Origin of the sequence: Pseudoxanthomonas sp. CF125, assembly GCF_900104085.1 — a bacterium.
In the GTDB taxonomy this organism is placed as follows: Bacteria; Pseudomonadota; Gammaproteobacteria; order Xanthomonadales; family Xanthomonadaceae; genus Pseudoxanthomonas_A.
The window spans coordinates 810,624-836,786 of the sequence record NZ_FNLD01000002.1 but is presented as its reverse complement, the minus strand read 5'-3'; the positions used below and the strand labels follow the sequence as shown (position 1 = coordinate 836,786).

Genomic DNA, 26,163 nt, shown 5'->3' with positions numbered 1-26,163 from the left:
GGCTGTGAATCCGGCGCCGCCATGCAGCGTCCGTTCAGCGAAACGGCCCGCAACAACGGCAATCCGGCAGATTCGCCGATACCGGCGGTATGGCCATGATTCAGGCCGCGAACAGAGATGGAGGGCAGGTAATACGCAGGCGCGGAAGAGCCGCGCATGCTCGCCGGACGCCCGCCCGGCTGATCAGGAACTCAGGCGGCTTGCGCCAGCGCGTCGCCGATCATGGCCTCGATGCTCGCCAGATCGGGCAGCAGCGCCGCTTCATCGCCCAGCAGCACGCGCATCTGCACACCGGCCGGCAGCTGTTCCTCGGTCGCATCGGCCAGCAGACCGTCGCGCGGCACGGAAATCAGGCGCGGGAACGATTGCGTCAACAATGCGAAATACGGCATGGCTTCGCCGCCGCTCAGCGATTTGAGCACCACGATCTTGCTGCTGGCCACCACGCTTTCCTGACCCTGGCCGGTCAGGCGCGGGAAGGAAACCAGCGGCACCTGCCAGCCATGCCAGAGGATCTGGCCCGGCAGCCATGCCGGAGCGTCGGCGATGGATTCGACCGGCACCCGGGCCAGCACTTCGGCCACGGTCGCGTTCGGCAGCAACAGGCGTTCTTCGCCTACCTGCACCAGTACTCCGCGTATTTCGTCGTTGGAACTCGCCATCGGTCTTCCTTTATCAGTATTGCCTTTATCAGTATTGCCTTTATCGGTATTGCCTGTAATCGTCCGGTCAGTCGGGCCAGTGCGAAGCAACATGCACCGCGAGTTCGGCCGGGGTGGCCACCTTTCCGCCACGGGCCGCCAGCGCCTTGGAAGCGGCGGGGTCGTAGCAACCTTGCGGCGACTGGCCCGCGGCCAGGCCGCCTTGCGCCGCCAGCGCCAGGGCCGCCTCTACCTGCGCAGGATCGCTGCCACTCAACAGCAGCACCGCGCTCTCGGCGGCGGGTAGCGAAGCGATCAGCGTCTCGGGCCGCAACGCGCCTTCGCCGAAATGGACCACGCCTTCCACCACATTCACCGCGACGTCGTTGGGCAACACGTAGACATGCGCACCGTGCGCGATTTCGCCGGCCTTGGCCAGCAGCACAGGCAGCGCGGAAACGCGTTCCATCTGCTTGACCAGGTTGTCGTAGCGGCCGCCGTCCAGGCGCAACTGCACCAGCACCGGCCGCGACAGATCCGGCGGCAGATCGGCCAGCACCTTGCGCACGGCATCCGGACCGCCGATACCGGCGAACAGCAGCGCCGCGCCGCGAACGACCGCTCCTGCCGAAGCGGGCACGGCATGGAGCGATTCCAACTCCAACGCGAGTCCACCGGTTTTCGCCGGCTCCGCGGATGGCAACGGCGGCGGCGAGGAAACCGGCGGCTCCACCGCTGCTGGCGGCGGCGATTGTTCGAAGCCGTCTTGCAAGGGCAAGTCGCGTGCGTGGAATGCGGCAGGCTTCCAGGTTTCGGGATCGAAGGATTGGCTGGAACCGGATTCCTCGGTTTCCACCAGTTCCAGTCCGCCACGCGGCAATTCGAAGGCGACGCCCTGGGCTTCCTGCAGATGCGGTTCTATAACGGCGTCGGCGTGGATCTGGGCCGGCGTACGCGGCAGGCCTGGTTCCGGACGGGTGTCGTCGATTTCGCCGCCAGGCGGCAATACGTCGGCGTGGCCGTTCAATTTGGCGGACAGATGCCGTGCCCAGCGTTTGGCTTCCCAACCTTCGCGGCGCGCGGCCAATTCGGCTTCGTCGAAGATCACCGCCACCGCCGGGTCGTGCAGCACGTCGTCGAAACGCGACAGGCTGTCTTCGATCGCCGACTCCAACGCCACCAGCACTACTTCCGGAGCGGCGTCGCCCAGGGTTTGTCCATCGATGGCGTTGGGATCGTCTTCCAGCACAATCTCCGCGCCCGCTTCGTGCAGCGCCGCGCGCAACTGTTCGCGCGCGGCGCCGGCACGCGCCAGCAGGGCCACGCGCCTGGAGCTTCCGGCCGCCGCGCCGCCTTGCAGGGAATCATTCGCGGACACGGGCGATTCCCAGCAGGTCGTAGACGTTGCGCATCAGATCGAGCTCTTGATAGGGCTTGCCCATGTAACGCTGCACGCCGATCTCCATGGCGCGCTGGCGGTGCTTGTCGCCGGTGCGCGAGGTGATCATCACGATGGGCACGTCCTTGAAGCGAGGGTCGGCCTTCATCGCCGTCGCCAGTTCGTAACCGTCCATGCGCGGCATTTCGATGTCGAGCAGCATCAGGTCCGGCACGCGCTCTTCCAGGCGCTCCAGCGCTTCGACGCCGTCGCGGGCGACCGCCACTTCGAAGTTGTGGCGCTCCAGCACGCGGCCGGTGACCTTGCGCATGGTCAGCGAATCGTCGACCACCATCACCAGCGGCACGCGGCGTTCTTCCGGCGCAGGCGTATCGCTGACGAACAGGTTGGGCTGCAGGATGTGGCGGCGCACCAGCGGCGCGACGTCCAGGATCACTACGATGCGGCCGTCGCCGGTGATGGTGGCGCCGTAGATGCCGGGCACCGAAGCGATCTGCGGACCGACCGGCTTGACCACGATTTCGCGGTTGCCCAGCACCTGGTCCACCGCCACGGCAGCGCGCAGGTCGCCGGCGTGCACCAGCAGCAACGGCACCTGCGGCTGGCCCTCGGCGCGCGCCGGCGGTTGGCCGATCAATGCGCCCAGGTCGTGCAGCACGTATTCCTCGCCACCGTAGACATAGACCGCACCGGCGGTTTCGAAACGATCGCGCGAAATCCGACCCACGCCGCCCACGGCCGCGACCGGCACCGCGAACTGGGTCTCGCCGATCTGCACGAATACCGCCTGGGTGACCGCCAGGGTCTGCGGCAGGCGCAAGGTGAAGGTGGTGCCTTTATCGGATTCGGAGGCGATTTCCAGCGAGCCGCCGAGCTGGCGGACTTCGCTGTAGACCACGTCCATGCCGACGCCGCGGCCAGCGAGCTGGCTGATGCTTTCGGAAGTGCTGAAACCCGACTCCAGGATCAGGCGTTCCAGATCGCTATCGGTCAGTTGCGCGTCGGATTGCACCATGCCGCGCTGTTCGGCGCGGCGACGGATCGCGGCGTGATCGATGCCGGCGCCGTCGTCGGACACCTGGAACACCATTTCCGCACCTTCGCGGCGCAGTGCGATCTGCACCGTGCCTTCCTCCGGCTTGTTCTTCTTGCGGCGCTGCTTGGGCGACTCCAGGCCGTGGGCCACCGCATTGCGCAGCAGGTGCTCCAACGGCGCGGTCATGCGCTCCAGCACGTTGCGGTCGAGTTCGCCGTGGGCGCCGTCGAGGTGCAGCTTGACCTGCTTGCCGGTATCGGTGGCCGCCTGGCGCAATACCCGGCGCAGACGCGGGACCAGACCGTCGAACGGCACCATGCGCGCGCGCATCAGGCCGTCCTGCAGTTCCGAACTCACACGCGACTGCTGTTGCAGCAAGGTGTCGTACTGGCGGGCCAGGTCGTCGAGCACACCCTGCAGACCGGTGATGTCGGCGGCCGATTCGGCCAGACCGCGGCTGAGCTGCTGCAGGGTGGAGAAGCGGTCAAGCTCGAGCGGATCGAAGGTCGGGTCGCGCTTGTCCTGCTCGCGCTGGTAACGCGCGACGATCTGCGCTTCGGTTTCCAGATCCAGACGGCGTAGCTGATCGTGCAGACGGATGTTGGTGCGGTCCAGTTCGGACATGGCGCCGCGGAATGCGCCCAACTGCTGTTCCAGGCGCGAACGGTAGATCGCCACTTCGCCGGCGTGGTTGACCAGGCGGTCGAGCAGGTCGGCGCGGACGCGTACCTGTTCCTGCGCGGCGTAAGGCATCGCCTCGTCGTCGCCCGCAAATGCGGTGTCGATGGGCGCGGAGAGCGGGGCCAGGACGACCGCAGGCGCGGGAATCCCGCCTTCGTCGGAGGCATCGGCCGCAACCGCTGCCTGCGGGCGTGCGCGTTGTTCGAACTCGGCTATGAGATCGGTCGGCATCGGCGCCTTGCGATGCGCGCCGACCTTGGTCACCAGGCCATGCAAACCATCGAAGCCGCGTTCGAGCAGGCGCACGCTGTCGCCATCCAGGTCGATGCGCTGCGCGGCCACCTGTTCCAGCAGCGATTCGATCGCATGGCCCAGGTCGCCGATGGCGTTGATGCCCGCCATGCGCGCGCCGCCCTTGATGGTGTGCAGGTCGCGTTGCAAGCCAGTGACCAGCGAGCGGTCTTCCGGGGTTTCGCGCAGCTTGGCCAGCAAGCCGTCGGAGTGGTCGAGCAGGTCGTTGCCTTCTTCGACGAAGATATCCACCAGATCCCGATCCAGCTCGGTGAAATCCAACGCGTCGTCGGGCGCCGCGGGCGTTGCCGCGAGCGCTGCGGCAACGGAGGGCGCCGCCGTTTCCAGTTCTTCCGCAAGATCCTCTGCCGGCAACGTATCGCCGGCTTCGACGGGTTCGTCGGGTCCTGCCGTCACGGTATCCACCATTTCCTGCACCCCTGTCTCCACTGCCGGCTGCTCCGGCACGACGTCGCTCGGGGGCTCGACGGTATCGATGATTGTTTCCGCTACTTCGATTGCTTCCACATCGGATTGTGCGGAATCGGCTTGGATCGCCTCGGCTTCCACGGTTCCGTTTGAGGTCTCTTCGGCCTGCACCGCCTCGACGGGCGCTTCGAATTCCACTTCGTCGATGGCGGGCTCTTCGAGGACCGACTCTTCGACGGCGATCTCTTCTACGACGGCAGGCTCTTCGAGGATGGGCTCCTCGAGGACAAGAGCAGGCTCATCAAGAGCGGTTTCTTCGACGATGGAAGGCTCTTCCGTGACGGGCTCCTCGACGCCGGGCTCCTCGACAGCAAGCTCCTCCGCAGCGAGCTCTTCAACCGCAATGTCTTCCGTCGCACCGAACTCTTCGGTCGTCGCCGATTCCTCGAGCACGGGCTCTTCTTCCTGCGCGCTCCCCGCGGCTTCCTCGAATTCGGGCAACGCCTGCCCGGCGCGCTCCGTGGTTTCGCTGCCTTCGGTGGCGGACACGAGCGGCCGCTCGACCGGTTCGCGTACGTAAGTCAGTTCCACGTCGTAGAAGGTGACCGCCTGCTGCCCGGGCGACGCTTCTTCGGTTTCCAGCACGATCGGCTGGTCGTCGAACGTCAACTCCTCGCTTATCTCCAGCGTGGATCCGTCGCTTGTCGCCGGCGCCGTGGTTTCGACTTCGTGGCCGAGATAGGCGGACAGGTCGTGCACCGAGAGTTCGACTTCATTGGGCGAAACCGGCGGTGCGATGCTGGGCATGGCCTCGGTATAAGTGCCTTGCGACGAGTCATCGACGATGACCGCCGAGGACCTGACTTCCGGCAGGCTGTCGCGCAGGCCGGTCAGCTGCGCCGCAAGCGCTGCGAACACCGGGATGCGCGGCGAAGACGCCTGCAAGGCGGCGATGCTGCGCCGGATCGCATAGGCGCTGTCGGCCAATGCGGCCACACCTTCGGCGGACGCGGTTTCCCTGGCGGAAGACAGGCGCTTCACGTACTGCTCGGCGGCGCCGGTGACCTCGGTGATCTCCGGCACGTCGGCCATGGCGAATGCGCCGTTCATGGTATGGAACGCGCGCAGCAGCGATTCGTCGGCATGGGCAGGCGCTGCGTGCGCCCGCGCCAGCCAACCATCGACGGTTTCCAGATGCGCGCCGACTTCCGTTTCCAGAATCTCGCGCAGGACTCCATCCACCGAGGCGGGCGTGCCCTCGGTTTCGGGTTCGAACTGGGCCGGGGCCTCGCTTTCCGGTTCCTGCTCGACGGCGACCGTATCGGTGGTTGCGACGGGCGCCTTGTAGAACGCCTCTTCACCCGCGGCGACGCGGTCGCTAAGGTCTTGCAGACCGATCAGGTCCGCGCTGACGCGCCCCTGTCCGCGCAAGGCGGCATTGAGCTGCGGCAACACTTGCGTGGAATGCTCCAGCAACGCGATCACCGCGGCCGAAGGCGCGCGCGTGCCGTCCAGCACGCGGTTGAGCATGTTCTCGATCTTCCAGCTGAACTCGCCCAGCAACTTGGCGCCGACCAGGCGGCCGCTGCCTTTGAGCGTGTGGAATACGCGGCGGATGGAACGCAAGCGCTCCATGTCGCCCGGAGCCGCGCTCCAGGCCGGCAGCATCTGCTTGAGATTGACGATTTCCTCGTCGAACTCTTCCAGGAACACTTCGCGGATGTCGTCGTCGATATCGCTTGCGGCGGTCTCGAAACCGCCCATCGCCGGCTCGTTGTGCACGGCCACACTGGCCGTCGGCGCAGCGAGGTCAGCCTCCGCCTGCACCGGCGTCGTTTCGATCTCCAGCGTCTGCTCTTCCTCGGCCTCGGCGAGCGAAGCGGCTTCCAATTCGAGCGCCTGCAGCGCTTCCTCCACTTCCAACGCTTCCAGCGCGGCGGTATCCAGCGCAAGAGCGTCGACACCTTCCTCATCGTTGGCCGCGGCATCGACGGCCGAGCGATCGAATTCGACGGCTTCGGCGGCGCTTTCCAACGGCGCGTCGAAGGAAGCGGATTCGGCCTCTTCCATAATTACGGCGGGCGTCTCCGTCTCCGCCAGGACCACCGTTTCCTGCGCAATTGGCGCTTCGGCCGGCACCGGCCAGTAGCGCAATTTCTCCAGGCTGCTGCGGGTGATATCCAGGATCTCGTCGCGGTTGGGGCGGCGTTCGCGCAAGGCTTCGAGGTAGTACTCGAGACTGGCCATGGCGTCGGCCAGGGTGTCGAGTTGCTGACCACCGGGCACGCGCCGCTTGCCGATCAGTTCGACCGCCACGTACTGGCGCACGCCCAGCAGGTAATCGGCCGGCTCTGGCAACTCCAGCATGCGCAAGGCGCCTGCGACTTCGGACAGCAGGCGCGGTACCTGCTCCAGCTCGGCATGGCTCCAGTTGGTTTCGATGAAGGCGACGAAGCCTTCGCGCGCGGCGGAGAAGTTGCGCATGGCTTCCTGCGCCAGCACTTCGACCGTGCGCTGGGATTCGGAACTGCTCGTGTCGGCCGTGCCGACGGCCGCCTCGCCCAACCGGGAGACCTGATCGTCAAGCGAGGCGTCCACGTACAGCAGCGCGCCGGCGATATCCAGCAACGCGCCTTCGTCGGCCACGCGCTGGCCATCCACCATTTCGCGCAGCGCATCGCGCTGCTGCACCACTACACCGCGCGCCACGCCCAGACCCACCATTCCCAGGGTGTCGGCGACATTGCCCAGTTCGCTGACCTGCGTTTGCAGCGCACCGACTTCGGCGCCGGTGCGCAGGTGCAGATCCAGCGCATCCTTGATGCGCAGCAGTTCTTCCTTCACCGCGCCGGCCACGGTATCCAACAGCGCACGGTTGCGCCCGCTGACGCTGCCGCGGGCGTGGTCGAGTTCTTCTTCGCTGGGAAGTTCGGCGTCCAACGCGAACGCTTCGCGCAACTGATCCAGCGCGGCATGCCGCGCCGGCGATTGGGCGATCAGATACAACAGCTGGCGGGTGGGTTCCTGGCTGCTGGGCGTAGAGCTGGCCGCGCCTTCCTGCGATGCGCGTACCGCGCGGCTGACGCCGGTATAGGCCTGGCGCAGAGCGGGCGTCGCAGCGAGCGCGCCGTCGCGCAAGGCTTCGGACACCGCCGAGGCTACCCACAGCATGCGCCGGGTGGCGATGTGTTCGACGCTTTCCAGCAAACGGCTGACCGCCTTGGACAAGGCTGCCGCATCGGCCGGCACCCCGTCTTCCGGCCAGGCCGAAAGCGCCTGCTCCAGTTGCTCCTGCGCTTGGCCCACGCGCGTCTGGCGCGCCTGCCAGGAAAGCACTTCCGGCAACGGCAGCTCCTGCGGCAGCGGCTGTTCCAGGTCGGGCGCGAACAGCACGCTTTCGCTCAGGCCCGGCGCGCCGCGCGCGGCGCGGATGTCGTTGAGCAACGGCAGCAATACGATCGGGATATCGCGATGGCCGCCCTGCAGGCGTTCCAGGTAATCGGGAAGCAGCACGGTGCCGCGCATCAGCGTGCCGCAGGCTTCGTCCTGGTCGACCGTGGTTTTTTCCTGCAGCGCGCGCGCCAGCAGTTCGAGTTCTTCGGCCACCATCGCCGGGGCGTACAGCTCGACCATGCGCAAGGTGCCTTGCACCTGGTGCAGATAGCCGGCGCAGAAATGCATGCGCGAGGTGTCGGCGGGATCTTCGGCGAAGAACTCCACTTCCGACCGCGCCAGACGCAGGGTTTCGTCCAGCTCGGGCTTCACCCAACCCAGTACCGCATGGCTCATGGCATCGCGCAGCGCACTCATCGGCGTGCCCCCATGACGGCGGCACGCGGGCCGCGCAATGGTGATGCCGCTCGGGAATTCCTGACTTCCATTCGTGTGCTTCCCTGCCCTCAGCCCGGCAACTTGAAGTCGGCGACCGAACGGCGCAGTTCGGCCGACAGTTCGGTCAGGTGGCCGATGGACTCGGCCGTCTGGCCCGCGCCCAGCGAGGTCTGCGAAGTGATCTGCCGGATCACGCCCATGGTCTGGGTGATGTCGGTCGCAGCCGCGGACTGCTTCTGGGCCGCGCCGGAGATGCTCTTGATGAGTTCGTTGAGATCGCTCGACACGCGTTCGATCTCGCCCAGCGCCGTGCCGGCGTCCTCGGCCAGCCTCGCACCGGACACCACTTCGGAGGTGGTCTGCTCCATTGAGCTGACCGCTTCGTTGGTGTCGGCCTGAATGGTCTGCACCAGCGATTCGATGCGCCGGGTGGCGCTGGAGGTGCGCTCTGCGAGTCGTTGCACTTCGTCGGCCACCACCGCGAAACCTCGGCCCGCTTCACCGGCCGAGGCCGCTTGCACGGCCGCGTTCAAGGCCAGGATGTTGGTCTGTTCGGAAATGTCGTTGATCAGTTCCACCACCGATCCGATTTCCTGCGAGGACTCGCCCAGGCGCTTGATGCGCTTGGAGGTTTCCTGGATCTGGTCGCGGATCTGGTCCATGCCGCGGATGGTTTCGCGCACCACGCCCGCGCCCTCAGTGGCGATCTGCACCGAGCGCTGCGCCACTTCGGCCGACTCGGTGGAATTGCGCGAAACCTGGTCGATGCTGACCGCAATTTCGTTGATGCGCTCGGAGGCGCTGTTGATCTGGTCGGACTGGTGTCCGGCCGCTTCGGCCAGCTGCAGCGCAGTGGCCTGGGTTTCCTGGGTGGACGCGGCCACCTGCACGGTAGTGTCGTTGATGGTGGTGACCAGGTGGCGCAGTTCATCGACGGCGTAGTTGATAGCGTCGGCGATGGCGCCGGTCATATCTTCGGTCACCGTGGCCTTCACGGTCAGATCGCCCTCACCGAGCGAACTGATTTCGTCCAGCAACCGCATAATCGCCTGCTGGTTGCGACTGTTGTATTCCACCTGGGTCTGGTATCGCACTTCCTGCTCGCGCTGGCGGTTGCGGTACAGCGACCACAGCAAGCCGATGATGGAGACCAGCGCGGCGATACCGGAAACGATGCCGAGCCAGAAGTTCGGGAAAATGCGCGTGTCGCGCGCCGAGCCGAACGAAGAGAACGCATCGAACAGCTTCTTGCTGTCGTCCAGCATCTTGCTGGAACCGTTGGTGATGGCGGCGGCGGCGGATTGCGCGGCGAACAGGTTCTTGGAACTGCCGGTGATGGCGTCCAGGTCCTTCTTCATGGTGGCCCACAGCGTCTGCGACTGGGTCAGCGCGGACAGCGCATCGGCGTTGCGCAAGGGAGCGATGCCCAGATCCGGGTTGCCGTTGCGCAGACCTTCCAACACCTGGCCGAACACCACCGCGTCGCGAACCAGCGCGTCGCCGGCCATCGCCGCACCGCTGCCGCCTGCGCGCATTTCAGTAACGCGGCGGGCCATGGTGCCCGCCACCACGACCTGCTGCAGGGCGTTGTAGATCTGCGACGACTGCGCGCCGCCAGCGGACATGGCGCGCACCACTTCGTTCAATTGCGCCTGCAGCTGCGGCACCTGGGAGGTGAAGCGATCGGCGTTGCCGGCCAAGGCCAGCACTGCCGGTTCGCTGCTGATCAGCTGATCGGCGCTCTTGCCCAGCGGCGTCCAGGTGGCGGTCAACTGGCTCAGCGGACCGGACACCGTACCCTCGGAACCGTAGCGGCTGTTGGTGGTGGCGACCGTCGACTCGATCTGCGCCTTGGTGGCCTTGAACGATTTGAACGCTTCCGCGTCGCCCTCCACCGCCTCGCGGCCCTGGTTGGCCAACTGCTGTGACAGCACTTGCAAGTCCGCCGCGCCGGTGGAGGCGCCCGACAACCGACTGCCTGTATAGGTGGCGACGCCCGTGTTGGCGCCGAACAGGATCACCGACAGTGCCAGCAGGACCAGCCAGAAGCTGCTTCCCAGGCTGCCGAGTTTGCTGGCTTTGGGAGAATCCGGTGCAGTGCTCATCTTTCAAACCCCTGAAAATTGGACAAAGTGCAGCAATAGTTCCGCTTTCATCCGGCTACGCACTCCCCGTGCGCCACCCGATACGCGGTCCGGTGGTTCCGGACCTTTTCTCACGAACCCCGCCTCTATGCGCCGGATCCCTGTCGCCGCCCTCCTGGCGGACCGTTCCGGACCGTTCCTAACGGCCCTTGTCTCTACTTCCGCACGCATCTAGGCCTTACAGCGAGGCTTGACGGAATTCCGGTGTACGCGCCAATAGCGACAACGCAAAGACTCCCCAGTCATGCTCGTCGCCATGGAACGCACGCTCCACGAAATGCCCGTAGCGTCCCTCTGCCAGCGCGCCGGGTTCGACGCTCTGGTCTTCGGTGAAACTGCGCTGGCCATACAATTCGTCGATGGTCAGGGCGACGTCGCCGCCGGCCTGGCGCACCACCAGCACGCGCTGGCCTTCGTGCAATACGGTGCGTTCGCCTTCCAGGAAATGCTTGAGGTCGATCACCGGGAAAAGATTGCCGCGCAAGTTGCCGATGCCCAGCAGCCACGGCTGCGCGCCCGGCACCGGCGTGGTCGGCGGGATCGGCACGATTTCCACCACGTCCTCGAAACCGGAAACCAGGCGACGCTGTCCGACCCGGTAACCGACGCCGCGCCATTGCTCGGCGACCGCCTCGCGCGCAGGCAGGGCCACGGCGTGGGCCAGGCTGCGGCGCTCGTACTCGGCCAGGATGTCGAAGGGAGTGCGGCTCATGGCGTCGTTCCTTCCGTCAGCCGACGTGGGTGCGAATCGCGTCGAGCAGCTCTTCGCGGGTGAAGGGTTTGGTCAGGTATTGCTCTGAGCCGACGATACGGCCGCGCGCCTTGTCGAACAGGCCGTCCTTGGAGGACAGCATGATCACCGGCGTGCTCTTGAAGACCTGATTGTTCTTGATCAGCGCGCAGGTCTGATAGCCATCCAGGCGCGGCATCATGATGTCCACGAAGATGATCTGCGGCTGCTGGTCGGCGATCTTGGCGAGCGCCTCGAAGCCGTCCGTTGCCGTGACTACTTCACAGCCTTCCCGCTTGAGCAGGGTTTCAGCGGTGCGACGAATGGTTTTCGAGTCGTCAATCACCATCACCCGGAGGCCGCTGAACCCCCCGGCCGGGTTTTCTAGTTCTGTCATTGCCCTGTTCCCCAAGCGCGGCGCTTCTTAATCGGCACCGCTGCGAAGCCTCTTATATCCCAGCACCAGCGCAGACTGTCAAGTTGAGCTTTCCGTCTGGGTGAAGCTGAACGCCGTGATGCGAACTCCGTCTCATTTTGCGCCTGCTAACATCTTGCGGACGAAATACCCCCTGGATTGCCTGTTATGCCCCTCGATGTCGTCGTGGTGATGGACCCCATCGGGTCCATCAAGATCGCCAAAGACACCACTTTCGCCCTGCTGCTGGAGGCCCAGCGCCGCGGCCACCGTCTGCACTATGTGCGGCCCGGAGGCCTGTCATTGCGCGACGGCCGGGCCGTGGCGCAGGCCGCGCCGCTGGCGGTGAAGGACGACAAGACCGGCTGGTTCACCCTTGGCGAGATGGCGGAACTGGCCTTCGGCCCGGGCCAGGCGGTGCTGATGCGCAAGGACCCGCCGTTCGACGACCAGTTCCTCTACGACACCCACATCCTCAGCATCGCCCAAGGCGCCGGCGCGCTGGTGGTCAACGATCCGCAGGGCCTGCGCGACTTCAACGAGAAGCTGGCCGCCCTGCTGTTCCCCCAATGCTGCCCGCCGACCCTGGTCAGCCGCGACCCGGCGGCGCTCAAGGCTTTCGTGGCCGAACATGGCGAGGCCGTGCTCAAGCCGCTCGACGGCATGGGCGGCCGTTCTATCTTCCGCGCCCACGCCGGCGACTCCAACCTCAACGTGATCCTGGAGACTCTGGTCGGCCGCGGCAACCTGACCCTGGCCCAGCGTTTCATCCCGGACATCAAGGAAGGCGACAAACGCATTCTGCTGGTCGATGGCGTGCCGGTGGACTACGTGCTGGCGCGGATCCCGCAGGGCGACGAGTTCCGCGGCAACCTGGCCGCTGGCGGCCGCGGCGAAGGCCGCCCGATCTCAGACCGCGACCGCTGGATAGCCGAACAGGTCGCTCCGGAAATGAAGCGCCGCGGCATGCTGTTCGTGGGCCTGGACGTGATCGGCGATTATCTGACCGAAGTCAACGTCACCAGCCCCACCTGCGCCCGCGAGTTGGATGCGCAGTTCGGGTTGAATATCGCGGGGTTGTTGTTTGATGCGATCGAAAGCCGTATGCAGGGCTGATGCTGTGGCCAGCAATCCCGCGACTTTTTCAGATCGTCATTCCCGCGAAGGCGGGAACCCAGCGTCTTTGTTCTTCGAGCAAAAGCAAAGTCTCTGGGTCCCCGCCTTCGCGGGGATGACGACGCTGTTTTTTCGGAGCTATTGATGTCCGCGGTCGTTCATCCCCCGCCCAAGATAGGTTCCAACGAACGCCTCACCGCCACCTTGGCGTTGTCGCTGATCGTGCACGGCATGCTGGTGCTGGGCCTGGGCTTTGCCTTGGACGATGCGGCACCGGTGGTGCCTACGCTGGATGTGATCCTCAGCCAGACCCAGACCCCGCTCACACCCAAGCAGGCCGACTTCCTGGCAGCGGCCAACCAGCAGGGCGGCGGCGACCACGACAAAGCCCAGCGTCCGCGCGACAGCCAGGCAGGCTGGGTGCCGCAGACGCAGACCGGGGTGGCCCCGCAGCCGTTGCGCGCGCAGTCGCCCGACGTCGCCCCGCCGCCGGAAACGCGCGTGGTCACTTCGAGAAACGGGGACACCACCGTGCCTCCCGCCCAGACCAGGCCGGAGCCCGACCGGCCGGAACTGCCGCGCGGCGATTTGAAGATCGACCGCGATGCGGAAATGGCGCGCCTGGCCGCGGAGATCCATCTACGCTCCGACCTCTACGCCAAACGCCCGAAACGGAAATTCGTTTCCGCCAGCACCAAGGAATACGCCTACGCCAACTACCTGCGCGCGTGGGTGGACCGCGCCGAGCGCGTGGGCAATCTAAATTATCCCGACGAGGCCCGGCGCAAACGCCTGAAGGGCCAGCTGGTGATCAGCGTGGCCGTGCGCCGCGACGGCTCGGTGGAGAACACCCGCATCATCCAGTCCAGCGGCATTCCCCTGCTCGATTCCACCGCGCTGCGCATCGTGCAGCTGTCGGTGCCGTTCCCGCCGCTGCCCAAGACCGACGAGAACATCGACATCCTGCACGTCACCCGCACCTGGCAGTTCCTGCCGGGCGGCGAAGTGCGCGACCAGTAGCCGAAGCAACTGGGTTGCGGGCGGCGCTCGCCGGTCCAAGGCCTCTCCACTAACAGACGCCCCTCTGCCCCGGCGCCGATGCGAGGCCAGGACCGACGCTGCGGGACCAAACCTGACGCTGGCGCATCAGGGGGATGTCCCGCCCACATCGTTGCGGTATCGGCGGATACTGGGTCTACGCGCTGCATCACGCCGCGGCAAGGTCTTGGCATGCAGCATGCATGTTCAGAAGTCGACTGAGGTCTGACCGCGGGCATAGAGCTTCCCCTGGCACTCACCCCCGCAAAAGGAGTTCAGGTATCGCAGTGAACGCTGTTTCTCCACCGCCGCAACCATCGGCTGGCGGCACGCCCGCCGACGACCTGCCACGGCGCCTGGGTACGCCGCCTGCGGTCTGGGCCATGACCGTACTGGTCGCCGGCCTGCTGTTCACGGCCTGGGTGGCCCACCGTATGTGGCTCGACGAGCGCGAACGCACGCAGGCCGCGTACGCCGCGCTGGCCGACGGCAGTGCGTTGCGCTTGCAGGCGCCATTGGAGAAGGTCGCCGCCGTGCTGCGCGCGATGCAGACGGTGTTCCTGTCCAACGACCGCATGGACCAGCGGAAGTTCGAGCAATACAGCGAGAACCTGCGCATATCGGCCAAGCATCCCGGCTACGTCGCCACCGTCTTCGCGCGCCGCCAGTCCGACCCGAACGACCCGCAGCGCGTCGCCTATCCCTATGAATTGGCCGCCCCGTTACGCGGCAACGAATCGCTGATCGGCTTCGACATCGCCGCGCAGAAACCGAACCTGCTGGCGCTGGAACGCGCGCGGGATGCGGACGTTCCGGTGATTTCCGCACCGTTCGCGCTGCGGCAGTTCACGCAATACGCCGGTCCCGCCGCGCTTGGGGTAACGGTGCGCCTGCCGGTGTATTCGTACGGACCCATCCCGTCCGATGTGGCCGAACGGCGCAGCCGGGAAATCGGCGCGCTGGCGATCAGCCTGCGCCTGGAGCCGCTGGTGTACGAGGCCCTGGGCAGTTCGGTGCTGGAACGTTTCCATGTGCGTATCCGCGATCTCGATGCGCCCGGGACCGAAGCTTTTTTCGACTCCGGCACTCCCTTCATTGCGGATGCGGCGGTGCAGACGCGGACGCTGGACTTCGGCGGCCGTCGCTGGGAAATGCAGTTGCGGCCGCGCGTGCACGTACTGGACGCCACCCGCGTGCGCACTGTCATCGGCGCGGGCGTGACGATCAGCCTGCTCCTGTCGCTGCTGCTCTGGTCGCTGTCCACCACCCGTCGGCGCGCGGTGAAAATGGGCCAGCGGATGAGCGAACGTTTCCGCGAAAGCGAAACCCGTTTCCGCACGCTCAACGAACTGCTGCCGGCCCTGGTGTTGCTGGCCGACGGTAGCGACGGACGCATCGTCTACGCCAATCAGGCCGCGCGCCTGCGCCTGGGTGAAGTCGGCCGGCCAATGCTGGCCGATCTGTTCGCCGATCCGTTGCTGCAACGGCGGGCCAGCGATCCCGCGACCCTGGGCGAGGACTGGAACAGCGTGGACGCGGCGCTGTTGAGCCATGACGGCGAGCCATTCTGGGTCAACGCATCAATCGCGCAGGTGGACATGGACGGCGTTCCGCACTTGCTGATGGTGGCGACCGATATTTCCGAGCATCGCGAGCTGACCGAACGCCTGATCTACCAGGCCACCCACGACGCGCTGACCGAACTATGCAACCGCCGCGAGTTCGAGCAACGGGTCGAACTGGCGCTGGCCGAACGCAAGCTCCACTCCGATTCCCGTCCGTGCGCGCTGCTGTACATCGACCTGGACCAGTTCAAGCTGATCAACGATGTCTCCGGCCACATGGCCGGCGATCAGCTGCTGGCGCAACTGGCGCTGGCCATGCGTCAGCAACAGCGCCTCGGCGACGTGCTGGCGCGGCTGGGCGGCGATGAATTCGGACTGCTGGCCTTCGACGTGGACGCCGAGAGCGCACGCGTTCTGGCCGAGCGCCTGCGCGAATGCATCGAGGCGTTGATGTTCACCTGGCAGACGCACACCTACACCATCAGCGCCAGCATCGGCGTGGTGGTGGTGGATCACGGCGAACCGACGCTCAAGGACCTGCTGGCCTGGGCCGATACCGCCTGCTATCTGGCCAAGGAGAACGGCCGCAATCGCGTGCACGTCTACCGCGAGGACGACGAGACCACGCGCCGCCAGAGCGAAATGGAATGGGCCAACCGCGTGCGCTGGGCGGTGGAGCAGGATCGTCTGCTGCTGGATTACCAGGAGATCGTGCCGCTCGGCGGGTCGCGCGCCGATCCGCCCACCATCGAACTGCTGTTGCGGCTGCGCGATGAGGAAGACGGCATCGTGCTGCCCGGTACGTTCCTGCAGGCGGCCGAACGCTACGGATTGATGCCGGCCATCGACCGCTGGGTGATCCGCAATGCGCTGGCGCATTTCTCCGAGCTGCATCCGGCCGGCGCGCGCCTGGGCACCTGCGCCATCAATCTGTCCGGCGCCAGTATCGAGGACGAGGGACTGGCCGATTACATTCTCGGCCTGATGGCCCAATACGGAGTGCCGGCGCACAAGCTCTGTTTCGAGATCACCGAAACCGTGGCGGTGCGCAACCTTCTAAAGGTGGTGCACATGATCGAACGCCTGCGTCAGGCCGGCTGCCTGATCGCGCTGGACGATTTCGGCGCCGGCATGTCCTCGTTCGGCTACTTGAAGAATCTGCCGGTGGACATGATCAAGATCGACGGCAGTTTCATCCGCGACCTGGACACCGACCCGATGAGCCGCACCATCATCAGCGCCATCACCCAGATCGGCCATCAGCGCGGATTGAAAGTGGTGGCCGAATGGGTCAGCGCCGGCCACATGTCGAAGGCGCTGAATTCGCTGGGTGTGGACTACGGCCAGGGTTTCGCCCTGCACCGCCCCGAACGCGTCCTGTTCCAGCGCGCGGGTTCGGAATGGCGACGCGCGGTGGGTCACTGATCCTGTCGTGTTTCACTCGTTCTAACGCGGGCTGGCGGGGCTTTTTGTGGACGAGCAAGATCAAGCGGCATTCGTCTGATTGCGTCAAGCGGTAGCCGTCCGACTTGCTCCGTGCCTTAAACCTATCCTGGGAGTATTCGTGAAACCTCAAATGATCCTGGTTGCCGGCCCGTACCGCTCGGGCACCAACGACGATCCCGCTCTCATCGCAAAAAATGTGGAGGCGATGACGGAGGCGTCGCTTCGCCTGTTTCGCGCCGGACACCTTCCCGTGCTAGGCGAGTGGTATGCCCTGCCGCTGATCGAACACGCCGGCTCCACCGGTGTTGGCGATGCCGTTTTCAACGAGATATTCCACCCCATATCGCGCCGCCTGGTCGCCAAGTGCGACGGTTGCCTGCGCATCGGCGGCCCGTCTACGGGCGCCGATGAGATGGTCGCGCTGGCTCGGCAGAACGGCAAGGCGGTGTATTACTCGCTAGAGGAAATACCTAGCGCCAACCCATGAATGGAAGGCGCGTCATGGAGTATTTCCTTCAGCGTATTGCGTAGCCGCCGGCTGCGATCGAACCAAGCGAGTTGCGTCGCTGGTAGGCAACGGGCGGATCGCCAGCTTGCCGCCGCCGCAGATGTCCACTTCTTTGTAGACCAGCGTCCTGCCGTTGCGGAACTTGAAGCGGACATCGTACAGGCAGCTCTCGCCTGCGATTTCTATCGTGGTCGAGTCGCCGCCACCGCGCAGGGGGGTGCCCAGCGGCTTTTCCTGGAACGCGTCGCTGCCCGCGGGCGCGACTTCGAGAGAGATCACGCTGTCGTGCGCGCGATTGATCAGGTCCAGGTAGCGGGTGTTCTTCCCATCGCCGGCATGCGCGGCGGTGGCGAACAGGAGAGTGGCGAGAACGGCGGGGCGAGTCAGGCGCATGGCGAGGGTCTCCGGTCGGGATGGATGAACACCGATGGCACTGCGATGGCAGGTCGGCGCATGCATCAGACCCAGGCGACGACACTCCGGCAATCGATCCGGGACGAATCGTCGCCACGCCGTTGCGAATCGTAGTCGCGCGTCGCCACGCTTTTCAGGGCTGCGCCCCACGCCTAGGATGGACCTGTCCCGATACCCGGGACGGTCAGGACACTTGCAATGAAGATCCGCCTCGGCAGCACGGAAATCGGGTTCTGGCGTTACCTCGCCCTCTGGACGGCGGTGGCGGTGGTTTTCGCCATACAAGGATCGCTGACCGCCGGGCTGGACGGCGGCCCCAGCTTCGGGATATTCACCTATCTGCGCTGGTCGATGATCCAGTGGTACACCTGGGCCGCGCTGGCGCCCACCGTATTCCGTCTTGCGGAGCGCTATCCGGTGCGGGCGCCACTGCGCTTGCGCGGGCTCGGTGCGCAGCTGTTGGCCAGCGTGGGCGTCACCTTCCTGGCGATGGTGATCGGGGCGATGGTCTCCACCGTGTTCGAGCCCAGCGGGTTCAGCCAGCAACTGTGGTACTTCCTGGCCCAGCACTTCGCCACCGGCCTGCTGACCTACTGGGCGCTGTTCGCCATCCACCAGGCGATCCACTTCCACGCTGAGAAAGCGCGCCGCGAAGTCGAGGCGAGCCGTCTGGCCACCGAACTGGCGCAGTCGCGGCTGCTGGCGTTGAAGTCGCAGCTTCAGCCGCATTTCCTGTTCAACACGCTGCACGCCATCATCACGCTGCTCGACGAAGACAAAGTGTCGGCCGAAGACATGCTGCTGCGGCTGAGCGAACTGCTGCGCGCGTTCCTGGAGGATTACGATGGGCAGGAGATCAGCCTGCGCCAGGAACTGACCCTGATCGAGCTGTACCTCGGCATCCAGCGCACCCGCTTCAAGGATCGCCTGACCACGCAGATCTACATCGCACCCGATACGCTGGACTGCGCGGTGCCCAGCCTGATCCTGCAGCCCATCGTCGAGAACGCGATCCGTCACGGCATCGGCCAGCGCGTGGGCAGCGACAACATCGAAATCGAAAGCCGGCGCGAGGGCGATACGCTGTGCATAGACGTGCGCAACCGCAACAGCATGCTGGCCGCCGGACCTGCGGACTCGGCCGGACACGGTATCGGCCTGTCGAATACGCGCTTACGATTGAAGGAGCTCTACGGCGATTCCGCGCAGGCGCGCTTGGAAATGATCTTTCCCGAGGGCGTGGTATGCCGCATCCGCATTCCCTTCCGCGAACTGGAAGGACCGGATGACGCGCCGGAGTTTACGCCGGAGTTTTCATCGGACCCCGCCTCTGCATGAGCATCGGCGCGCTGGTGGTGGACGACGAGCCGATCGCGCGCCACGCGATCGTGCGTCTGCTGCGCGACGATCCGGATATGGAAGTGCTGGGCGAATGCGGCGACGGCGTATCGGCGGTCGCGGCGATCCGCAGCCAGTCGCCGGACCTGGTGTTCCTGGATATACAGATGCCGGCCATCACCGGCCTGGACGTGGTCGCCACCATCGGCGCCGAGCGCATGCCGGCGACGGTGTTCGTCACCGCCTACGAGCAGTACGCGGTGCGAGCGTTCGAGGCCAATGCGGTGGACTACCTGGTCAAGCCGTTCAGCCGCGAGCGCTTCGCCGCCACGCTGCAGCGGGCGAAGACGCGATTGTCCGCGCCCGATGCGGTCGGCCCGCAGGCCTCGGCGCGCATCCTGCAGGCGCTGGACGCCCTACGCCAGCGCGACGACTACCTGGACCGCATCCCGGTGCGCGTGGACGAGCATGTGGTCTTCGTCACCGTCGACGATATCGTCTGGATCAGGGCCAGCCGCAACACGGTGCAGATCCACCTTGCCGACCGCGTGCACGAACTGCGCGAGACCATGGCCACGCTGGCCGCCCGCCTGGACCCGCGCCACTTCGCCCGCGTGCACCGCTCGGCGATCATCAACGTGCGCCGGGTCAAGGCCATCCACCCGTGGTTCAACGGGCACCACGTGGTCACCATGGATACAGGCCAGCAACTGCGCATGAGCCGCTACCAGCACGAGACGTTCCTCAAGCTGGTGTCGACGCGACGGGAAGAATGACAGCTTGGGGCGAAAACGAACGCTGGCTCGTGTAGCGCAGGCGTTACGCCCCGGGGCACGGCGATGGCCAAATGCACGCTGACGAAGGCGTTAGGACCACGACCGACCTAGTCGACCCACGAAGCGGTTCGGCTTCAATGAATTATCAGGCGCCGCCCGACGCCCGTTCCCATGACGCCATTGATCCAGGTCGTCGGCAAAACAGCGGATGGCACGCTGGCGCAACCACATCGCTCCAGAGCGCAAGTGCGGCTGGGCTGCGTGTTGCCAGTTTGCGCCGCAAATGGTCCCACTCGTACGCGAGTTGGCCGGAGCCAACTGGAATGGCTTGAATGGACCGGACAGGCCCTACCTTTGATCGATCGAAGGAGTAGCCACGTTTAGTGGCCTCGTCATGGACTGACGCCAGATACGAGTTGATGGCCAAGCGCGAATGAGAATGGGCTTTGAACCGTTCGAGCTGAGGGTGATTAGTGTAGCCGCTGGTCTCGCCGCGAAGAACAGCCTTGGCCAGCAGAGCCTCCCGCCACAGGGCGACCAGGCCCTGCGGATCGAGATACTTTGGATGCAACGACCAGAGACGCATGGAATTTCGCCTAACGCCTGACACATCCGAGCCACGAAGCGGCTTCGGCTTGAACGAATTGTTAGGCACCCCGAACCCGGGAACGCCCAGTGGCCCATAGTATGAGCTGCGGGAGTGCAAGGAAGAATACGAAGTTGCCGATGATGGCTGGGATGGTGGCGATACCGACGTAGTCGGCGCCGCGCGGGTCGAAGGCAGCAGCGAAGAACGGAAACCCCATTACCCGCCAGGTCTCACCCTGATCTTGCAAAGGGTATGAGATGAAGTAGCTGCCAATGCCGAGTAACAGGCCGAGCGGGCCAGACCACCGGCGAGCGATGAGCCAGTGTGGGGTAGCGGCACCGCTTGCGGCCCGCCGCTTATTGGAGCCGGCTGCAATGGCCGCCAAAACGATGCCGAGTATTCCAACAATGGCAAACCCGAGTATCAGCATAGGGGTGCCTAGCGCCTGAATTAAGCCGAGCCGCGAAGCGGCTTCGGCTTGAATGAATTGTTAGGCGGCATTCTCATGGCTGACAGGCCACCGTTATCGAATCCACCTTGTTGTCGTTGACCGGAATCTTGAACCAGCAGTACAGCTCGTAACCATAGTACTCATAGAAGCGACCAGTCTCCCGATTTGTCACGAGTGGCTCACCGTAGAGAGAACGCATCTTGTCTAGGCTATCGCCGGGGCACAACTGCTTGGGGGTGCACGCGCTAGAACTGTCTGTGAAGAGACCAGCAACAACACCTTCACTAAACGAGACGGTCATATTTGGATATTTGTAGTGAAGATTTAAGAAGTCAGAGGCTTCAAGCTTGCTACTCGGCTCACCGAGCTTCTCCAGAACCTGAGAGGAAGAGTCTCCGATTGCGATCCCGCCGATTGACACCTCGCTCGCAGGGATGTCTCCTTGCGCAAGCAGCGTAGAAGACAAGATTAGTGAGATGAGTTGGAAGATTGGCATGCCGCCTAACGCCTGAGCTGAGCCGACCCACGAAGCGGGTTCGGCTTGAATGAATTATTAGGCGGCGTACGTCCGCGACCCCACAGCCGCCAACTAAGAAAAGCGAGGATAGCGATAAAGGCCAGCCACAGCAGCATGCCTACACGAGATTCCGATACGGATGGCGCGGTCCCAGGCGCAAGTTGCACCGTAAGAAACGTCGGATCGGAGAGCCGCACGAATGTGTATTGGCTCTCACCGGCACCAATGACTACGAGCGTCGTGCCAGGTGAGTAAGTTTTGGCAGCCGATACTGCCTCAGTGGGTGGTGTCAGCATGACAGGAACAACGAGCATACTGACGAGAGTGAACGGGACCGTAATCCGAAGGAGCCAAAGGAATATCTGTGTGAACCGATTAAGCATGATCATCCGCCTAATGCCCGAGTTAAACCGAGCCGCGAAGCGGCATCGGCTTGAATGAATTGTTAGGCCTTGGTTGCAAACTACAGGGCCCGAACGGTGAACTGAAGGAAATCCTCTCCGCTCTCCTTGGAGTTGTCCAGTGAGTACTCTAAGTCGATCTGGACATCGGCCGTGGCCAGTTGCGGGCTGTAGAAGGTTGCCTTACCGGACCAGGACTCAATGCCGGTATTTCCGCTCGGACCCGCGATGCGTTGACCTTGGAGGCAGGTGATGGAGCGGTTTATGTTTGACTCCATGAACTCTGTGGAAGTGTTCTCCATGAGCCACTCACAGAAGACGCCTGCTGCCTTATCACCATCGGAGTGCTCGCAAGTCTTGTAATGGTTGACCATCCACATGCCTCCCCGGATCAGCTTGACGGTGCTCGACTGTCCCGCGGGCACAATCTTGGCCCATGAATCCAAGTGCTCGCACATGCTCGTGTCCGCAAGGTGCGGTGTAGATGCGCAGGCAGAGCAGGCGATTGCCAATGCTGTTACTACAAATAGCCGCACAGCTCGCTCCAAGGCCTAACTACGATTAGACCCCAAAGTGGGGTGTAGCGCGGATTGTGGGTGTGGCCCGGGAGGTCCGTCAATCGGACTTTGCCTACACAGGGCAAGGGGTTGCGGCGATGTTGCGGGTCGCAAGGGCATGCAACATCGTCGGTGTTTAACGGCATGGAGGCCGTCTAATGCCTACGGCGGAAGATATCGCGGTCATAAGCAAACCAGGGGCCGCCGCACCACGGCCCAGACTGTTCGACGAAGTTGGGAGCGGATCGCGGGTGAAGCACTACAGTTTGCGGGCGGAGCAGATCTAGCTGTATCCAGCGCAACGGCCGGCGGCATCCATGCGAATTAGGCCGTAAGCAAGTCGAGCACTTCTTGAGCCATCTGACGAAGATCAGGAATCACTTCGATGCGCGAAACGCTTTCTGTTCTTCCAGCGTCAATGCCACGTTGTTGCGCAGGTAGGCTGGCTCCACCCGTTCCGGCGCTAACGCCCCGCCACGCGCGTAGGCGGCGACCGCCAGGCGTGCGACGTCGGCGGCGTGCGGCAGGATGCTGGCGTCCACGCTGAGCAGTTGCGATCCCAGATGAGATTGAAGCGCACCGTTGGCAGCGGAGAAACCGGTTCCCACCGCGTGCCAGCCGCGTTGGTCGTCCGGCAACACAACCTTGTCCGGTGCTGCGACGACTTCTGTCGAGATCGCGATCAATTCGTCGCCGTTGCGCTCGAACGCGCCCACGTACACCTCGCCCATGCGCGCATCGATGGCGGCGAGGATGCGTTGCTTGTGCCCCTCCCCCTGCGAAGGCAGGGGGAGGCTGGGAGGGGGTTGAGTCTGGGCCCGGAAACTTTCCGAATGGTCACGCAACCCCTCCCCCTCAGCCGCTTGAGGCGGCTTCGAGCTCCCCTGCCTTCGCAAGGGAGGGGGCACGGCTGCGGCGATTGCCATGAGGGTGGAGACGGCGACGACTGGTTTGTGCAGCGCTAGCGCTATACCTTGCGCCAGAGCAATGGCCAGGCGCACGCCGGTGAAGGCGCCAGGACCGCGGCTGACGGCGATGGCGTCGAGTTGCGAGCGTTTGATGCCGGCGTCGGCCAGCAACTCTTCGGCCCATGGCAACGCGTACTCGGCGTGCAGGCGCGGTGCGACTTCGTAGCGTTCGATGACTTCGCCATCGAGGTACAAAGCGACGGAGCAGGCTTCGGTGGCGGTTTCAAAAGCGAGCAGCTTCATACCAGTCCTGTTCGGTGTCTTGCCGAGGCGGGGCGACGGTGGGTTCGACGCCGAAGAAACGTTCCACGTCGGCCACCTCGCGCGTGCGCGAAAACGGCGGCAGCGAATCCAGGAACACACGCCCGTACGGCTTGCCTGTAAGGCGTGGATCGCACAATACCAGCACGCCGCGGTCGGTTTCGCTGCGGATCAGCCGGCCCACGCCCTGCTTGAGCGCGATCACCGCCTGCGGCAGCTGCTCGTCGCGGAACGGATTACCGCCGTCGCGGCGGATCGCTTCCAACCGCGCCTCGAACACCGGATCGTCCGGCGCTGCGAACGGCAGCTTGTCGATCACCACCACCGACAGCGCGTCGCCCACCACGTCCACGCCTTCGCGGAAACTCGCCGCACCCAGCAGCACGCCGTTACCGGATTCGCGGAAGCGCTGCAGCAGCGTGGCGCGCGGCGCTTCGCCCTGCACGAACAACGGCCACGGCGCATCGCGCAGGGTCTCGGCGGCTTCGCGCAACGCACGGTGCGAGGCGAACAGCAGGAAGGCACGGCCGTTGGACGCCTGCAACACCGGATACAAAGCGGCGATCAACGCGGTGCCGAAACCGCGCGTGTTGGGTTCGGGAAGATTCTGCGGTAGATAGCACAGCGCCTGCTTCGGCCAATCGAACGGACTGGGCTGCAACAGCGTGGGCGGATCTTCCAGGCCAAGCCGCGTGGCGATGTGATCGAAGCCGCCGCTCACCGCCAGCGTGGCCGAAGTGAATACCCATGACGCATGGGATTTCTCCCTGTGTTCGCGCAAAGGTCCGGAGACATCAAGCGGCGTGCGCTGGCAGCGGAAACCGCGCTGGGTCAGTTCGTACCAGAGCACGTCGCTGGTGGGCAGCGGCGCGCCGTCTTCCAGATCCACCACATGGCTTTCGCCGGAAGCATTGCCGTCTTCCAGCCATCGCGCCAGGCGCGTGGCCGAATCCTTGGCGCGCGAAGCGCAGGCATCGATGCCCAACGAGGCGTCGGCCATGGCGACTACGGCCTCGATCAGGTGAGCCAGCGATTCGGTGAGCGCATCGAAGCCTGCCCGCACTTCCGGTTTAGCCAGCGCACGGAAGCGGGTACCACGCACAGGCAACCCTTCCATGCCGGCGCGCAGTTCGCGCAGCGATTGTTCCAACGCGCGCACCGGCACTTGCAGACTGGCGAGCGCGCCGGGCACGTCCTTGCATTCGGCCAGACAGTCGCGCGCCAGTTCCTGGATCGGACGCATGCCGAAACTTTCGCCGAAGAAGTTCGCGGCCAGTTCCGGCAGCTGGTGCGCTTCGTCGATCACGAACGCCTGCGCTCCCGGGAGGATTTCGCCGAAGCCCTCCTGTTTCAAGGCCAGATCGGCGAGCAGCAGATGATGATTGACCACCACGATGTCCGCCGACTGCGCCCGCTGCCGCGCCTGCACCACGAAACAGTCGCCCCAGAACGGGCAATCGGTGCCCAGGCAGTTGTCGTTGGTGGAAGTGACCATCGGCAGCAGCGGCGAGTCGTCGGGCAAGGCTTCCAGCTCGGCGATATCGCCGAACTGGGTGCGGCCGCCCCAGGACACGATGCGCTGGAACTGCGAGATCTGTTCGCGGCTGGTGAAGCGGGGTTCACCCTTGGCCTGCTCCAGCCGGTACTTGCACAGATAATTGGCACGGCCTTTCAACAACGCCGATTTCAATCCGGTGCCCAGCGCATTGCGCACACGCGGCAGGTCGCGGTGATAGAGCTGGTCCTGCAGCGCGCGGGTGCCGGTGGAAATGATGGTCTTCAGGCCGGACAGCAGCGCGGGCACCAGATAAGCGAAGGTCTTGCCGGTGCCGGTGCCAGCTTCGGCGAGCAGCACTTCGCGGCCCTCGAAGGCTTCGGCGATCGCCGTGGACAGGCGTTGCTGCGCCTGGCGGGGGACGAAGTTGTCGAGCTGGGCGGCGAGCGCGCCGCCGGCGCTGAGCGCGTCGCGGCTGGCTTGGGCGAGTTGGGACATTAGGGCCTGTCAGCGCTTTCAGTAAACGCCATGGCTACATTCTATTCAATCCGGCCACCGTGCAACCTTCGATCTGCGCATGCGCCGATGCGGCGTCCTGTGGCAAGCCGCGCGCCAAACGCGCTTGTTCGATGGTAGCCCAGTGGCGGCGGCACAACGGACCAACCTTGGAACCCAGGTCGAAGGCGCGCTTGGCCAGCGTTTCGGCGCGCTCGTTGTCGGCCTGCAGCAAGGCGACTTCCGCGCGCTCCTGCAGCACCGCCGGATCGTCGGCAACGATGAGCAGCGCCTGGTTCAAGGCTTCTGCAGCGGCGGCGTAGTTGTGCGCTGCGATCGCCGCGGTGGCGGCTTCGCGCAGATCCTGCACTTGCGGGTCGCGCAGGGGCTGCACGGCGAGTTCGCGGTCGTCTGCCCCTGCGGACGCGGCGACGGCGGCTGAGAGGCGTTGTTCCGGCGCCACTTTTGGTACCTGTGGTCTTGCCGGAAGTTCCGGTGCGGTACTGCATGCCGTCAAGGAAAGGGAAAGCGACAGGGCAGCCAGAAACAAGAACTTGTTCATGATCAATGAAGTAACCCGTAAAGGATAAATCCGTCATTTCCGCGAAGGCGGGAATGACGAGCAAAAGCT

20 protein-coding genes are annotated in these 26,163 nt (G+C 64.8%); 6 read left to right on the top strand and 14 right to left on the bottom strand.

Annotated elements, in window-relative coordinates; translation table 11 throughout:
* Positions 1-191: 191 nt before the first annotated feature.
* From BLR66_RS13130 to BLR66_RS13105, 6 genes are all read right to left on the bottom strand, one after another.
* Complete coding sequence (locus BLR66_RS13130; protein WP_093287339.1) at positions 192-662, bottom strand: chemotaxis protein CheW; 471 nt, start codon at positions 660-662, stop codon at positions 192-194.
* A 67-nt stretch (positions 663-729) separates the two neighbouring features.
* Positions 730-2,019, bottom strand: a complete 1,290-nt coding sequence (locus BLR66_RS13125; RefSeq protein WP_255402560.1) for a chemotaxis protein CheB — start codon at positions 2,017-2,019, stop codon at positions 730-732.
* Positions 2,006-8,287: an Hpt domain-containing protein gene (locus BLR66_RS13120; RefSeq protein ID WP_143014643.1), complete on the bottom strand. Its 6,282-nt coding sequence runs from the start codon at positions 8,285-8,287 to the stop codon at positions 2,006-2,008. The genes BLR66_RS13125 and BLR66_RS13120 overlap by 14 nt, the downstream gene beginning before the upstream one ends.
* Positions 8,288-8,376: 89 nt before the next feature.
* Complete coding sequence (locus tag BLR66_RS13115) at positions 8,377-10,413, bottom strand: methyl-accepting chemotaxis protein (RefSeq protein WP_093287336.1); 2,037 nt, start codon at positions 10,411-10,413, stop codon at positions 8,377-8,379.
* Positions 10,414-10,630: 217 nt separating this feature from the next.
* Positions 10,631-11,164 (bottom strand): chemotaxis protein CheW, encoded by a 534-nt coding sequence (locus BLR66_RS13110; protein WP_093287333.1) that lies wholly within the window; start codon positions 11,162-11,164, stop codon positions 10,631-10,633.
* Positions 11,165-11,180: 16 nt separating this feature from the next.
* Complete coding sequence (locus BLR66_RS13105) at positions 11,181-11,579, bottom strand: response regulator (RefSeq protein ID WP_093287330.1); 399 nt, start codon at positions 11,577-11,579, stop codon at positions 11,181-11,183.
* Between the two features lie 186 nt (positions 11,580-11,765).
* On the opposite strand from BLR66_RS13105, the gene gshB reads away from it, so the two are divergent.
* The 4 genes from gshB to BLR66_RS13085 all read left to right on the top strand — a co-directional run bounded on the left by gshB (position 11,766) and on the right by BLR66_RS13085 (position 17,249).
* Complete coding sequence (gene gshB / locus BLR66_RS13100; RefSeq protein WP_093287327.1) at positions 11,766-12,713, top strand: glutathione synthase; 948 nt, start codon at positions 11,766-11,768, stop codon at positions 12,711-12,713.
* A 144-nt stretch (positions 12,714-12,857) separates the two neighbouring features.
* Positions 12,858-13,733 (top strand): energy transducer TonB, encoded by an 876-nt coding sequence (locus tag BLR66_RS13095; RefSeq protein ID WP_093287324.1) that lies wholly within the window; start codon positions 12,858-12,860, stop codon positions 13,731-13,733.
* 305 nt (positions 13,734-14,038) lie between these two features.
* The gene (locus BLR66_RS13090) at positions 14,039-16,741 is read left to right on the top strand and encodes a bifunctional diguanylate cyclase/phosphodiesterase (protein WP_255402557.1); all 2,703 of its coding nucleotides are present in this window, start codon (positions 14,039-14,041) and stop codon (positions 16,739-16,741) included.
* A gap of 139 nt (positions 16,742-16,880) precedes the next feature.
* The gene (locus BLR66_RS13085; protein ID WP_218119641.1) at positions 16,881-17,249 is read left to right on the top strand and encodes a hypothetical protein; all 369 of its coding nucleotides are present in this window, start codon (positions 16,881-16,883) and stop codon (positions 17,247-17,249) included.
* A 12-nt stretch (positions 17,250-17,261) separates the two neighbouring features.
* On the opposite strand, the gene BLR66_RS13080 is transcribed toward BLR66_RS13085, so the two are convergent.
* Positions 17,262-17,663, bottom strand: a complete 402-nt coding sequence (locus BLR66_RS13080; protein ID WP_093287312.1) for a hypothetical protein — start codon at positions 17,661-17,663, stop codon at positions 17,262-17,264.
* 219 nt (positions 17,664-17,882) lie between these two features.
* Here BLR66_RS13080 and BLR66_RS13075 point away from each other — a divergent pair, with 219 nt between their 5' ends.
* Positions 17,883-19,022, top strand: a complete 1,140-nt coding sequence (locus BLR66_RS13075; protein WP_093287306.1) for a sensor histidine kinase — start codon at positions 17,883-17,885, stop codon at positions 19,020-19,022.
* Complete coding sequence (locus BLR66_RS13070; protein ID WP_093287303.1) at positions 19,019-19,798, top strand: LytR/AlgR family response regulator transcription factor; 780 nt, start codon at positions 19,019-19,021, stop codon at positions 19,796-19,798. The genes BLR66_RS13075 and BLR66_RS13070 overlap by 4 nt, the downstream gene beginning before the upstream one ends.
* A gap of 145 nt (positions 19,799-19,943) precedes the next feature.
* On the opposite strand, the gene BLR66_RS13065 is transcribed toward BLR66_RS13070, so the two are convergent.
* The 7 genes from BLR66_RS13065 to BLR66_RS13035 form a co-directional block, all read right to left on the bottom strand.
* Complete coding sequence (locus tag BLR66_RS13065) at positions 19,944-20,384, bottom strand: pyrimidine dimer DNA glycosylase/endonuclease V (protein ID WP_093287300.1); 441 nt, start codon at positions 20,382-20,384, stop codon at positions 19,944-19,946.
* 61 nt (positions 20,385-20,445) lie between these two features.
* Positions 20,446-20,817, bottom strand: coding sequence for a hypothetical protein (locus BLR66_RS13060; protein WP_093287296.1), 372 nt, complete (start codon positions 20,815-20,817; stop codon positions 20,446-20,448).
* A gap of 73 nt (positions 20,818-20,890) precedes the next feature.
* Complete coding sequence (locus BLR66_RS13055) at positions 20,891-21,334, bottom strand: hypothetical protein (RefSeq protein WP_093287291.1); 444 nt, start codon at positions 21,332-21,334, stop codon at positions 20,891-20,893.
* Positions 21,335-21,818: 484 nt separating this feature from the next.
* On the bottom strand, positions 21,819-22,214 hold the full coding sequence (locus BLR66_RS13050) for a hypothetical protein (RefSeq protein ID WP_093287286.1): 396 nt from the start codon (positions 22,212-22,214) through the stop codon (positions 21,819-21,821).
* A gap of 476 nt (positions 22,215-22,690) precedes the next feature.
* Entirely contained in the window at positions 22,691-23,524 is an 834-nt protein-coding gene (gene tsaB, locus BLR66_RS13045) for a tRNA (adenosine(37)-N6)-threonylcarbamoyltransferase complex dimerization subunit type 1 TsaB (protein WP_093287280.1), read from the bottom strand.
* Positions 23,505-25,535 carry an ATP-dependent DNA helicase gene (locus BLR66_RS13040; protein ID WP_093287276.1) on the bottom strand — a complete coding sequence of 677 codons (2,031 nt, stop codon included), beginning with the start codon at positions 25,533-25,535 and terminating at the stop codon, positions 23,505-23,507. Before BLR66_RS13040 ends, tsaB begins: the two co-directional genes overlap by 20 nt.
* 34 nt (positions 25,536-25,569) lie before the next feature.
* A complete protein-coding gene (locus BLR66_RS13035) occupies positions 25,570-26,094 on the bottom strand; it encodes a hypothetical protein (protein ID WP_093287932.1) in 525 nt (174 codons plus the stop codon).
* Positions 26,095-26,163: the final 69 nt, after the last annotated feature.